The organism is Microbacterium sp. Leaf161, from assembly GCF_001423645.1.
In the GTDB taxonomy this organism is placed as follows: Bacteria; Actinomycetota; Actinomycetes; order Actinomycetales; family Microbacteriaceae; genus Microbacterium; species Microbacterium forte.
Window position 1 is genome coordinate 176,169 of the sequence record NZ_LMOW01000001.1, and the last position, 12,278, is coordinate 188,446.

Genomic DNA, 12,278 nt, shown 5'->3' on the forward strand with positions numbered 1-12,278 from the left:
GGTCAGTCCACCACCGCGCTGTCGCGCTCGCTGGTGACACCGGGGCGGGAGGCGTTCCGTGTGAGTCGCGCGACGATCAGGAGCACGACGGTCAGGCCGATCGTGAGCAGCAGCTGCACGCGCGCGGCGCCGTCGATCATCGTGAGCGCGATGACACCGGCGAGGAGCGCCAGGCACAGCCACGACAACCAGGGGAAGCCCCACATGCGCATAGGCATGTCCTCCCCGGCCCGATCGGCGCGGCGGCGAAGGATGATCTGCGACACGGCGGTCGCGGTCCAGATGACCAACAGCGTGGATCCGACGACGTTGAGGAGCGCGGGGAGCACCACATCGGGGAACGCCCAGTTCAGTCCCACGGTGACGAAGCCGAACGCGACGGAGGCGAGCACAGCGACCACCGGCACGCCCTTCGACGTCGTGCGGGTCGCAGCGAGCGGAGCCAGACCGCGCTCCCCGAGCGAGTAGGCCATGCGCGATGCGCCGTAGATGTTCGCGTTCATCGCCGAGAGCAGCGCGATCACCACGATGAGGTCCATCACGAGCCCGACGCCGGGCAGCTGCAGGGTATCGAGCACGGCGGAGAACGGTCCGTCCTTGACGGCGGGGTCGTTCCACGGCAGCACCGACACGATGACGAAGATCGAGCCGACGTAGAAGATCAGGATGCGTACGAGCACCTCGCGCACGATCCGACGGATGTTGCGCGCGGGGTCGTCGGACTCGGCAGCCGCGATCGCGACGACCTCGGTGCCGCCGAACGCGAAGACCACGATCAGCAGCGCGGCAGCGATGCCGGTCAGCCCGTTCGGTGCGAAGCCGCCGTTGTCGACCAGGTTGGCGATGCCTGTCGCGGGAACACCGGGGATGAAGCCGACGATGGCGCACACGCCGACGACGAGGAACACGATGATCGCGGCGACCTTGATCGCTGCGAACCAGAATTCGAACGTGCCGTAGTTGCGCACCCCGAAGAGGTTCACCGCGGTCAGTGCCACCACGAAGACGAGCACCCACACCCAGGCCGGGATGCCGGGGATCCAGGCAGAGATGATCCCCCCGGCTCCGGTCGCCTCCGCCGCGATCACCACGACGAGCTGGATCCAGTAGAGCCAGCCGACCGCGCTGCCGGCACTGCGTCCCATGGCCTTCTGCGCATACGAGCTGAAGGCTCCGGAGCTCGGCCGGGCGGCGACCATCTCGGCCAGCATCGCCATGATCAGCACCACGATGCCACCCGCGACGAGGTACGAGATCAGCACAGCGGGGCCGGCGATGCTGATCGCCTGGCCCGAACCGACGAACAGCCCGGCGCCGATCGCGCCGCCGAGTCCCATCATCGAGATCTGCCGGCGGGTCAGCCCGGGGTGCAGACCTTTCGTCGTGGTCGTCGTGGTCGGAACCTCGGTCATGCGCGTGCCTCCTGCAGTGCGGTCTCAGCCTGGAGCGCTGACTGCACCCGGTCTATGTCATCCATTGAACCCGATGAGATGCGGATCCCTTCTCCGGCGAAGACCCGCGTGATCACCCCGCCCTCGTTCAGCAGGGACTCGAGTTCGTCGGTGCGGTCGCCCGCGGGGACCCAGACGAAGTTCGCCTGCGAGGTGACGGCGGGCCAGCCGGCATCGACGAGCAGCGCGCACAGGCGATCGCGGTGCGCGACGACCTCGTCGATGCGCACCGCGAGCTCGTCCTCCGCATCGAGGGATGCGAGCGCCCCGGCCTGGGCGAGATCGGTCACCCCGAACGGCACGGCGACCTTGCGCTGATTGTCGGCCACCGCGAGCGGCGAGAGTGCGTAGCCGATGCGCAGACCGGCGAGGCCGTACGCCTTCGAGAAGGTGTGCAGCACCGCGACGTGCGGATAACGGTGGAAGAGCTCGACGCCCGCCCCGTGCGACCCCGTGCGGTCGAAGTGCACGTAGGCCTCATCGATCACGACGAGCACGTCGCGGGGCACCGCCGCGACGAATGCCTCCAGCTCTGCCGCTCCGACGACCGTTCCGGTCGGGTTGTTCGGGTTGCACACGAAGATCAGCCTCGTGCGCGGGGTGATCGCGGCGAGCATGACATCGAGATCGTGGGCATGCTCGGCGTTCAGCGGCACCGCGACAGGAGTCGCTCCGGCGATGCGCACGAGTGACGGGTAGGCCTCGAACGACCGCCACGCGAACATGACCTCGTCTCCCTCACCGGCCACGGCGTGGATGAGCTGCGAGGCGAGCTCGACGGACCCGGCACCCACGGTGACGGACGCCGGCTCGACGCCGTAGCGCTCCGCCAGGCGCTCGCGCAGAGCGGCGGCGCTCATGTCGGGATAGCGATGGATGGTCGCGAGGCGCTGCTGCACCGCCTCGACGACGGACGGGAGCGGCGGGTGCGGAGACTCGTTGGAGGAGAGCTTCGAGGCACCGGCCGGGGCGGAACGCCCCTGGCGATAGGCAGGCACGGCGTCGAGTCCGGCACGGGTGGGAAGAGTCATCGTCTGAGCGTCCTTGCTGAGATGCGGTGGCGTCCGGGCGGCGCCTGCTGTCGCGCAACACTAGACCGGATGATGAGAGGTGGGCAATCGGTGCAGCATGCGGTGCGCAACGCGCGCAACTGGCGAGGTGGAATCGCGGAAGAGGCGAGCAGACTGCACAGTCATGCGCGGCGCGGCGGGCGGTCTACGATCACAGGATGGGCAGCGCCTCAAGTTTCGAGTTCACGGTGCGTGGCGACGACGTCGTGATCCGTCACCACGGGGTCACTGCGGCCGTGCTGCGCGGAGCCACGGCGAGCGGGTTCCTCGCTCAGGTGGATCAGGGCGATGCGCAGCTGCTGATGGCGCGGCTGACCGGGAACTACCGCCGCGGCACCGAGCGCACCGCGCGGGAACACCCGCGCAACGCTCGCTGAGTGCTCACCGCGCGAGGGGAAGCTCGGCGGGATCGCTCACGGGGAGCCGACACACGAACGAGCGGCAGTCGAACGCCTGCTCGCCGCCAGTCCCCTTGCCCTCGAACAGCTCGAAGCCGGCGTCCGCGAATGCCAACGCCTGCTCGGCGGTGACGATCGCGACGACATCGGCGTCTGCCCGACGAGCAGCGGATGCGAGAGCACCCTGCGGTGCCTCGGTGACGACGACCACCTGCCTCGGGGCATCGACGAGCCCCGCAGCGACCCGCAGCAGGCTGCCGTGCGCGAACGGCTGACCGATCGCCGAGCCGGCGTGCTCCCGCACTCGCACTGCCGCGGCTTCGCGATAGCGGTCCCCTGCACCGAGCCGCCAGGCCGTGAGCGATGCGGCGGCGACCGCGGCCGCATCCGAAGGCAGGTCTCCGTCGGTCTGATCGGGCGCGGCCGCGATGCCGTGCTCAGCGAGCAGCGGATCGCCCTGGATGCCGGAGAGGACCACATCGAGCAGGTCGCGACCCTCGACGGCCCATCGAGGATCGCCGGTCGCGGCGGCGAGCGAGAACAGCCCGTCGGCGAGCAGCGCGACATCAGCGGCGGTCGCGACGGCCTGCGACGCGACGCCGTCGAGAGACGCGCGCACCAGAGCGCCCGCCATGTCGCGGTTCACCCGCAGCACGTATGCCGCGGCATCCTCCGCCTCGGCGACCCAGGTGGGCTCGCCGAGCCTCGACCCGGCGCGCGCCAGCGCCCCGATGGCGAGCCCGTTCCAGCCCGTGATGACTTTGCCGTCGACAGCCGGGGGCTCGAGTGCCGCCCGTTCGGTCACCGGTCGCAGGTAGTACCCGCCCTCGCTGCGCTGACCGTCGATCCACGACTCCGAATCCTGAGCGGCACCGAAACCGCCGCCCTCGCGGCGCAGAGTGCCCACGAGGAAGTCCGCGATACCGCGCGCGGTCGACTCGTCCCCCGCATCCAGTGCCACGAGCAGCAGCTGGGCGTTGTCGGTCAGCATCCGCTCGTAATGCGGCACGGTCCAGTCGCGTTGCGTCGCGTAGCGGAAGAAACCGCCGTCGGCATCGCGCAGATCGGATGCCGACATCGCGGCGAGCGCCCGATCGGCCGCGGCCGCGGCATCCGGAGCCTCCCGCCGCACCAGCGGCGTCTGCAGCAGGCCCAGGGTCGTCGCGACGGGGAACTTCGGGGCGGCGCCGAACCCGCCGAACTGCCGATCCTCGCGTGCAGCGATGGCCTCGGCCGCCCCGGCGAGCGCCGCGGCGTCAGGCAGATCCGAGGGCACGGCGGCCCCCGCTCTGGCGAGCGCATCGGTCACGGCATCCGCCGACTCCTCGGCCTGCACCCGGCGCAGGGTCCAGGCCTCGTTCACGGCCGCGAGGACGTCGCGGAACGCGGGCATGGGCTGTCGCGCCTCGGGCGGCCAGTAGGTGCCTGCATAGAACGTGCGGCCCCGCGGAGTCGTGAACACCGTCAGCGGCCACCCCAGGTTCTGCGTGAACGCCGACGCTGCGGCCATGTAGGCACCGTCGACGTCGGGGTGCTCCTCGCGATCGACCTTGATCGCCACGAAGTCGCGGTTGATCAGGGCGGCCGTGTGCGGGTCGGCGAACGACTCCCTCGCCATCACGTGGCACCAATGGCATGTCGAATAGCCGATGGAGATCAGCAGCGGCACGTCGCGCCGCTGCGCTTCGGCGAAGGCCTCCGGCCCCCAGGGATACCACTCGACGGGGTTGTCCGCGTGCGCACGGAGGTAGGGGCTGAGCGTGTCGGCGAGCCGGTTCGTCATACGCCCACGCTACGCCGGTCGGGCCTCGACGAGACGGTCAGGAGACGAGCAGCTCCACGGGCCGGGAAGCGGCGTAGCCGACGAGAGGCAGCGCGCGGTCTGCGGCGAGCTCGATCCGTGCGCGGAGCACGTCGGATGCGATCACATAGCCGTCGAAGTCGGTGTCGCTGGCGTAGACGCCGAGCGGCAGCGTCAGCGCCTGGAAGAAGGCGAACAGCGGCCGCAGCTGGTGCTCGATGATCAGCGCGTGGCGCTCTCCTCCTCCGGTCGCCGCGAGCAGCACCGGCTTGCCGACGAGCTCGTACTGGCCGACGAAGTCGAACAGATGCTTGAACAGGCCGGTGAAGGACGCGCGGTAGACGGGGCTGCCCACGATCAGCAGGTCTGACGCCTCGATGGCCACGAGCTTCTCCTCGACGCTCGCCGGCAGCTGGTCGCGACGAAGCGCCCCCGCGAGCGACGGACCGATGTCGGTGAGCTCGATGACCTCGATCTCGACCTCGGCGCGCTCGGCGATCGCCCCCGCGATCGCACGGATGAGGGCCGTGGTCTTGCTGGGCTCGTGCAGAGAACCGGAGACGGCGACGACGCGGTAGGGAGCAGTCATGCCGTTGACGCTACTCACGACGACGCCCCGTGTCGCGCGAAGCGACACGGGGCGTCATCTGTCGAAACGGGACGCCTCAGTTGACGTCGTCGGGGTGCGAGCCGACACGGCCCGAGCCGTCGAGCGGGTCGAGCGCGTCGATCTTCGCGATCTCGGCGTCGGTCAGCTCGAAGCCGAAGACGTCGAGGTTCTCGCGCAGACGCTCTGCCCGCACCGACTTCGGGAAGACGATGAAGCCCTTCTGCAGGTGCCAGCGCAGCACGGCCTGGGCGGGGGTGACGCCGTGCGCCGCTGCAGCCTCGGCGATCGCCGGCGTGCCGAACAGGTCGTACTTGCCCTGGCCGAGCGGCCCCCACGATTCGATGCGGATGCCGTGCCCGGTCGCCCAGTCCACGACGTCGCGCTGCTGGTAGGCGGGGTGCAGCTCGATCTGGTTGACCGCCGGGGTGACGCCGGTTTCGGCCACGACGCGCTCGAGGTGCGGCACCAGGAAGTTCGAGACGCCGATGCTGCGCGTGAGGCCGGCGTCGCGCAGCTCGATGAGCTTGGCGAACGCGTGCACGTAGTCGTCCTTGGCCGGGGTGGGCCAGTGCACGAGGTAGAGGTCGACCGCATCGAGACCGAGCTTCTCGAGGCTCTCGCCGATCGCCGCACGCGGCTCCTCGCCGTGGTGCCGGTCGTTCCAGAGCTTGGTGGTGATGAACAGCTCGTCGCGGGCGATGCCGGATGCGGCGATGGCCGCGCCGACGCCCTCTTCGTTGCCGTAGATGGCGGCCGTGTCGATGTGGCGGTAGCCGATCTCGAGCGCCTCGCTCACGGCGCGCTCGGTCTCGTCGGCCGGAACCTTGAACACCCCGTAGCCGAGCTGCGGGATGGAATGGCCGTCGTTCAGTTCGAGTGCAGGAATCGTCATGGTCCCACCCTACGACCTGTGATGACAGGTGGCCCAGGGGGAACCGCGGCCATCCTCGTCGCAGCCCAGCCGACGAGTCGTTCGAGCGGCCCTCGCCCGAACAGGATCGACCACAGCGTCGTGGCGAGAAGGAGCACGATCGCGGTGGCAGCCCAGAACGCGTTGCTCGAGAAGAAGCCGCCGGGTCCTGCGATCAGCGCGACCGACGCGACGTGCACACTGTAAGCCGACAGCGGCATCGATCCCAACGCCCCCAGCGGAAGCAGCACCGCGCGCAGCGGTCCGCTGAGCAGCACGCACAGCGCGATGACCGACAGGGCGAACCCGCCGGAACCCAGGATCTCGGCCGTTCCGCCGGAGTGCGGATCCACGGCGAAGATCGCCCGGACGACGGCCCCAGCCGGGTCCGCCGCGGCCAGCGCATCGGGGTAGGTGCTCCATCCTGCGGCGCCCTCTCCTTCTGTCATCCACGAGGAGGATCTGATGCCGGTGACACCCCCGACGAGGCCGAGCCCATAGCCGACGAGCATGAGCCCCACGCCGACGCCGAACGTGATCGCCGCGGTCTCGAGCTTCTCGACGTGCAGGCGCCCGAGAGCCATGCCTGCGAAGACGAACGCGAGCCACGCCGTGATCGGATACGAGCCGTAGAGCACGAGGCTGATGCCCGCTCCGGTGGGGTACAGCGTGAGGGCGGCCAGCAGCGCGAGCACGGCCGGCGCCGCGAGTGCCAGGATGCCGGCGGCGATCAGCAGCTTCCAGGGCTGCCACCGGAGGAACGGGATGACGGCCACGTAGAGAAGGCCGTAGAGGGTGAGGATCACCGCGATCGGCGTGTTCAGCATCTCGAGCGCCAGACCGATCAGGAAGATCACCGCTCCGCGACCGACGAGCTGCAGGCGGATGCTCGGCATCCGCTCGGGGTCCGGCAGCGCGCTGCGCCCGGTCATCAAGGCGATCGAGATTCCGGCGAGCACCGCGAACAGGATCGACGAGCGCCCGTGCACCAGGTCGGTCCACGTCGACAGGTCGAACGGATCGAACGCCTCGGTCTCGCCGATGTGCGCGCCGGCCATGCCGAGGATCGCGAGGCCTCGGGCGACGTCGAGGCCGAGGATGCGCGGGGTCCGCCCGAACTCTCGAAACCACCGCGTTGCAGGAAGGGGCTTCGACACAGTGCTCACGGATGAATCGTACGATGGGAGTTCTATGCCTTCCCCCGTGATCTTCTATCCTCCCGAGCTGCCCGTCAGCGCTGCGCGGGACGAGATCGCCGACGCCATCCGCGACAACCAGGTCGTCATCGTCGCCGGAGCCACCGGGTCGGGCAAGACGACTCAGCTTCCGAAGATCTGCCTCGACCTCGGGCGCGAGCGCATCGCACACACGCAGCCCCGTCGACTGGCCGCCCGCACGATCGCCGAACGCGTCGCCGAAGAGCTGCAGGTCGAGCTCGGCACCCTCGTCGGTTACAAGGTGCGCTTCACCGACAAGGTGTCGGACGAGACGCGCATCGCGCTGATGACCGACGGCATCCTGCTCAACGAGATCCACCGCGACAGGCTGCTGCGTCGCTACGACACGATCATCATCGACGAGGCGCACGAGCGCTCGCTCAACGTCGACTTCCTGCTCGGCTACCTCGTGCGGATCCTTCCCGAACGCCCCGACCTCAAGGTGATCATCACCTCGGCGACGATCGACCCCGAGAGCTTCGCCCGGCACTTCGCCTCGCCCGACGGCGTGCCGGCGCCGGTCATCGAGGTGTCGGGGCGCACCTTCCCCGTCGAGATCCGCTATCGCGCCCAGACGGAGGAGACGGAGAACGCCGAGGAGGCCGACGAGGTCACCGCGATCGTCGCCGCGCTGCGCGAGCTCGACCGCGAGGAACCGGGCGATGTGCTCGTGTTCCTGCCAGGCGAGGCGGAGATCAGGGACGCGGCGGATGCCGTGCGCGGCGCCTACTCGAAGGATCGCTTCCCCACCGAGGTGCTGCCGCTGTACGGCCGGTTGTCGGCCGCCGAGCAGCACCGGGTGTTCGAGAAGAGCCGCGTCGCCGGGGTGCGGCGCCGGGTCGTGCTCGCCACGAACGTCGCCGAGACCAGCCTCACCGTTCCCGGCATCCGGTATGTGATCGACACCGGCACCGCGCGCATCTCGCGCTACAGCAACCGGTCGAAGGTGCAGCGGCTGCCGATCGAGGCGATCTCGCAGGCCTCCGCGAACCAGCGCTCCGGCCGTGCCGGGCGCACGAGTGACGGCATCGCGATCCGCCTCTACAGCGAAGAGGACTTCGAGAGTCGGGCGGAGTTCACGGAGCCCGAGATCCTGCGCACGTCGCTCGCCTCGGTCATCCTGCAGATGCTGTCGCTCGGGTTCGGCGACATCACGGCATTCCCGTTCCTCACTCCCCCGGACTCCCGCGGCGTGAAGGCCGCCGTCGATCTGCTCACCGAACTCGGCGCCGTGACCGGAAGCGGTGACACCCCTCGCCTGACCCGCATCGGCCGCGACATCTCGCGCATCCCGATCGATCCCCGCTTCGCCCGCATGCTCATCGAGGCCGGACGACCCGGCGGGGCCGACGTCACGCGCGACGTGCTCGCGATCGTCGCCGGCATGTCGATCCAGGACGTGCGCGAGCGCCCCTCGCAGGAGGCGCCGCAGAGCGTGCGCGACGAGGCCGACCGCATGCACGCCCGGTTCGCCGATCCGACGAGCGACTTCCTCTCGATCCTGAACCTCTGGAACCATCTCAGAGAGCAGCAGCGCGAACTCGGCTCGAGCGCGTTCCGCCGGCTCTGCCGCTCGGAGCACCTGAACTACGTGCGGGTGCGCGAATGGTTCGACGTGCACCGTCAGCTGCGGTCGCTGGTGAAGGACAAAGACGCACGAGGCACCGGCACGGCTGATCCGGATGCGATCCACCGCGCGCTGCTCGCGGGTCTGCTGTCGCAGATCGGCATCCTCGACGAGCGCAACACCGGCAAGGGCATCGATCCCAAGAAGAAGAGGATGGCGGAGTACCGCGGCGCCCGCGGCATCCGCTTCTCGATCTTCCCCGGCTCTGCGCTGCGCAAGAAGGCCCCGCAGGCGGTCATGGCCGCCGAGATCGTCGAGACGTCGCGCACCTACGCCCGCACGGTCGCCGCGATCGATCCCGCCTGGGCCGAGGCGCTCGCGGGCGACCTCGCGAAGCGCCAGATCACCGAGCCGCACTGGTCGAAGGATGCGGGGGCCGCTGTCGCCTACGAGAAGGTGACGCTGTTCGGGGTCGAGATCATCCCCCGCCGTCGCGTGCAGTTCGCCCGCATCGACCGCGCAGCCTCGCGCGAGATGTTCGTGCGGCATGCGCTCGTCGAGGGCGAGTGGGACCCGACCCGCATCGACAAGCGGGTCAGCGCGTTCTGGCGCAGCAACGCCGAGCTGCGCAAGCGCCTCGAGAAGCTCGAGGAACGCGAACGCCGCCGCGACATCCTCGCCGGCGACGAGGCGGTCTTCCGCTTCTACGACGAGCGCATCCCTGCCGAGGTCTTCGACGTGCGCTCGTTCGAGAAGTGGTGGCGCGAGACCCTGGCCGCCACACCGAAGCTGCTCGTGATGCGCGAGGCGGACCTGCTCGACGACGAGAGCAGAGCGGATCAGAGCGAGTTCCCCACGCGATGGACGCAGGGCGACCAGGTGCTCGGGCTCGCCTACCGCTTCGAACCGGGAGCCGCCGACGACGGCGTCAGCGTCGTGATCCCGCTCCCCCTGCTCGCGCAGATCGAGGATCGCGGGTTCGACTGGCAGGTACCCGGCCTGCGAGCGGAACTCGTCACCGGACTGCTCCGCGCGCTGCCGAAGGCGATCCGCCGCCATGTGGTGCCCGCGGCCGACTGGGCCGACAAGTTCGGGGTCGAGCTCGCCGGAGACGGGCCCGAGTCGCACGGCGGCCTCCCGGGCCGCACGCTGAAGGAGGCGCTCGCCCGCCTCATCCAGCCTCTGGCGAATCAGCTCGTGTCGGCTGCCGACTTCGAGGACGACCGGGTGCCCGCGCACCTGCGCATGAACTTCCGCGCCGTCGACGAGCGCGGACGCGTCGCAGGATCGAACCGCGACCTCAGCACGCTGCAGGCGGAGCTCGCCGATCGGGCCCGCAGCAGCGTGGCCCGCTCGATCGCGGCCCCGCCCCGCCGACCGGGGCCGTCGAAGGGTCCACAGCCGGCCGCGGCTGCCGCCGCCTCCATCGAGCAGGACGGCCTGACAGCCTGGACGTTCGGCGACCTGCCCGAGGTTCTCGACACCCGGGTCGCCGGTGGTGTGGTGCGCGGGTACCCCGCGATCGTGGATCAGGGCAAGACCGTCTCGGTGCGGGTCGAATCGACGGCGGATGCTGCGAGCGCGGCCACCCGGGCCGGCGTGCGGCGCCTCGTGCTGCTCGGCGTGCCCTCACCCTCGTCGTACGTGCAGCAGCACCTCACGAGCCAGGAGAAGCTCGCACTGGCCGCGTCGCCGTATCAGTCTGCAGCCGCCCTCATCGAGGACTGCCGCGCGGCCGTGGTTCATAGCGCGATCGACCGGCTGGCGCCCTGGGGCATCGTGCGCACCCAGGCCGAGTTCGAGCGCGTGCGCGACGCCGTCTCGGCATCACTCGTCGACGAGCTCTTCGCCTGCGTCTCGCTCGTCGCTCGCATCCTCACGAAGGCGCGTGACGTCGAGCGCGGCATCAAGTCGCAGAACTCACTCGCTCTGCTGGGGCCGCTCAACGACATCCGCACGCAGCTCTCGGGGCTGCTGCATCCCGGGTTCGTCTCTGCGGCGGGCATCGACCGCCTCGCGCACTTCCCCCGCTACCTCGACGGCATGCTCGACCGGCTGAAGACCCTGGCGAACGAACCGGGCAAGGACCGCACGCGCATGAGCGAGTTCGAGCGCATGGCGAAGGTGTTCGAGGATGCCGGTGGGACGATCCCGCTCGAGCCCGGAGCCCCCGCCGCGCTCGTCGAGACCCGCTGGCTGCTCGAGGAGTATCGCGTGAGCGTGTTCGCACAGCGCCTCGGCACCGCGCAGCCCGTCTCGCCGCAGCGCATCATGAAGGTGCTGGCATCCCGGGGGTAGCCTGAGGGCATGGCTCGCGCGATCGTCTACACAGAGTTCGGTTCCCCTGATGTGCTGCACCTGATCGAGGTCCCCGATCCGATCGCGCTCGACGGCGAGGCCGTGGTGCGCATAGAAGCGGCAGGGGCCAACCCGATCGACGCCAAGCTGCGCAGCGCGAAGCGGCCATCGCCGCCGATCACCGAGCCCCGCGCCGTCGGCTTCGACGGCGCCGGGGTGATCGAGTCACTCGGCGACGACGTCGACGGCTTCGCGGTGGGTGACCGCGTCGCGATCCGCGACACCCTCGGCACCTACTCGAGCCTGCTCGCCGTGCCGGTCGAGAAGCTCGTGGCACTACCCGATGCGGTCACCTCAGCGGAGGGCGCCGGCATCGGGATCCCCGCCGGCACCGCCTACCAGGCGCTCCGCTCGCTCGACGTCGCGACGGGCGACGTGCTGCTCGTGCACGGCGGCTCCGGCTCGGTCGGCCAGGCGGCAGTGCAGTTCGCGGTCTCCTGGGGTGCCACCGTGATCGCCACGGCCAGCCCCGCGCGGCACGATCAGCTGCGCGAACTCGGCGCGACCCCGGTCGCCTACGGCGACGGTCTGCTCGAGCGCGTGCGCGAGGCCGCACCGGACGGCGTGACCGTCGCGCTCGACTGTGCAGGCACCGATGAGGCCATCGAGGCGTCGCTCGAACTCGTCGCCGACCGCGACCGCATCGCGACGATCGTGCGCGGACCGGATGCCGCATCCTTCGGCATCCGCGCCTTCTCGGGCGGCTCGCCTGAGCCGCTCACCGAGCAGGAGCTCGCGTGGCGGGCCGACGCCCTGGGCGCAACCGTCGAACTGCTCGCGACCGGAGACTTCATCATCGAGCTCGGACCCGAGCTGCCGCTCGCCGAGGCGGCGCAGGCCCATGAGCTCATGGAGTCCGGCGCCGCCTCGGGCAAGATCGTGTTGATTCCGTAGAG

At 70.1% G+C, this 12,278-nt stretch carries 9 protein-coding genes; 3 read left to right on the top strand and 6 right to left on the bottom strand.

What is annotated here, in order from left to right:
* Positions 1-2: 2 nt before the first annotated feature.
* Positions 3-1,412 carry an amino acid permease gene (locus ASF87_RS00865; RefSeq protein ID WP_056373475.1) on the bottom strand — a complete coding sequence of 470 codons (1,410 nt, stop codon included), beginning with the start codon at positions 1,410-1,412 and terminating at the stop codon, positions 3-5.
* Positions 1,409-2,482 (bottom strand): histidinol-phosphate transaminase, encoded by a 1,074-nt coding sequence (gene hisC / locus ASF87_RS00870; RefSeq protein WP_056373478.1) that lies wholly within the window; start codon positions 2,480-2,482, stop codon positions 1,409-1,411. Before hisC ends, ASF87_RS00865 begins: the two co-directional genes overlap by 4 nt.
* Positions 2,483-2,679: 197 nt before the next feature.
* On the opposite strand from hisC, the gene ASF87_RS00875 reads away from it, so the two are divergent.
* Complete coding sequence (locus ASF87_RS00875; RefSeq protein WP_056373480.1) at positions 2,680-2,898, top strand: hypothetical protein; 219 nt, start codon at positions 2,680-2,682, stop codon at positions 2,896-2,898.
* A gap of 4 nt (positions 2,899-2,902) precedes the next feature.
* On the opposite strand, the gene ASF87_RS00880 is transcribed toward ASF87_RS00875, so the two are convergent.
* The 4 genes from ASF87_RS00880 to ASF87_RS00895 form a co-directional block, all read right to left on the bottom strand.
* Positions 2,903-4,702, bottom strand: a complete 1,800-nt coding sequence (locus ASF87_RS00880) for a thioredoxin domain-containing protein (protein WP_056373481.1) — start codon at positions 4,700-4,702, stop codon at positions 2,903-2,905.
* A gap of 37 nt (positions 4,703-4,739) precedes the next feature.
* A complete protein-coding gene (msuE, locus tag ASF87_RS00885; protein WP_042537450.1) occupies positions 4,740-5,309 on the bottom strand; it encodes an FMN reductase in 570 nt (189 codons plus the stop codon).
* 76 nt (positions 5,310-5,385) lie between these two features.
* Complete coding sequence (locus ASF87_RS00890; protein ID WP_056373483.1) at positions 5,386-6,222, bottom strand: aldo/keto reductase; 837 nt, start codon at positions 6,220-6,222, stop codon at positions 5,386-5,388.
* On the bottom strand, positions 6,219-7,406 hold the full coding sequence (locus ASF87_RS00895) for a heparan-alpha-glucosaminide N-acetyltransferase domain-containing protein (RefSeq protein ID WP_235558836.1): 1,188 nt from the start codon (positions 7,404-7,406) through the stop codon (positions 6,219-6,221). Before ASF87_RS00895 ends, ASF87_RS00890 begins: the two co-directional genes overlap by 4 nt.
* Before the next feature lie 25 nt (positions 7,407-7,431).
* Between ASF87_RS00895 and hrpA the strand changes: the two genes are divergently transcribed.
* Positions 7,432-11,322: an ATP-dependent RNA helicase HrpA gene (gene hrpA / locus ASF87_RS00900; protein ID WP_056373487.1), complete on the top strand. Its 3,891-nt coding sequence runs from the start codon at positions 7,432-7,434 to the stop codon at positions 11,320-11,322.
* 9 nt (positions 11,323-11,331) lie between these two features.
* Positions 11,332-12,276, top strand: a complete 945-nt coding sequence (locus ASF87_RS00905) for a quinone oxidoreductase family protein (protein ID WP_056373488.1) — start codon at positions 11,332-11,334, stop codon at positions 12,274-12,276.
* Positions 12,277-12,278: the final 2 nt, after the last annotated feature.

Excerpts from the sequence above, each read along its gene's own strand:
- ASF87_RS00875 (WP_056373480.1), top strand. The coding sequence starts at position 2,680 with ATGGGCAGCGCCTCAAGTTTCGAGTTCACGGTGCGTGGCGACGACGTC.
- hrpA (WP_056373487.1), top strand. The coding sequence starts at position 7,432 with ATGCCTTCCCCCGTGATCTTCTATCCTCCCGAGCTGCCCGTCAGCGCT.
- ASF87_RS00880 (WP_056373481.1), bottom strand. The coding sequence starts at position 4,702 with ATGACGAACCGGCTCGCCGACACGCTCAGCCCCTACCTCCGTGCGCAC.
- ASF87_RS00905 (WP_056373488.1), top strand. The coding sequence starts at position 11,332 with ATGGCTCGCGCGATCGTCTACACAGAGTTCGGTTCCCCTGATGTGCTG.
- ASF87_RS00890 (WP_056373483.1), bottom strand. The coding sequence starts at position 6,222 with ATGACGATTCCTGCACTCGAACTGAACGACGGCCATTCCATCCCGCAG.
- hisC (WP_056373478.1), bottom strand. The coding sequence starts at position 2,482 with ATGACTCTTCCCACCCGTGCCGGACTCGACGCCGTGCCTGCCTATCGC.
- ASF87_RS00865 (WP_056373475.1), bottom strand. The coding sequence starts at position 1,412 with ATGACCGAGGTTCCGACCACGACGACCACGACGAAAGGTCTGCACCCC.
- msuE (WP_042537450.1), bottom strand. The coding sequence starts at position 5,309 with ATGACTGCTCCCTACCGCGTCGTCGCCGTCTCCGGTTCTCTGCACGAG.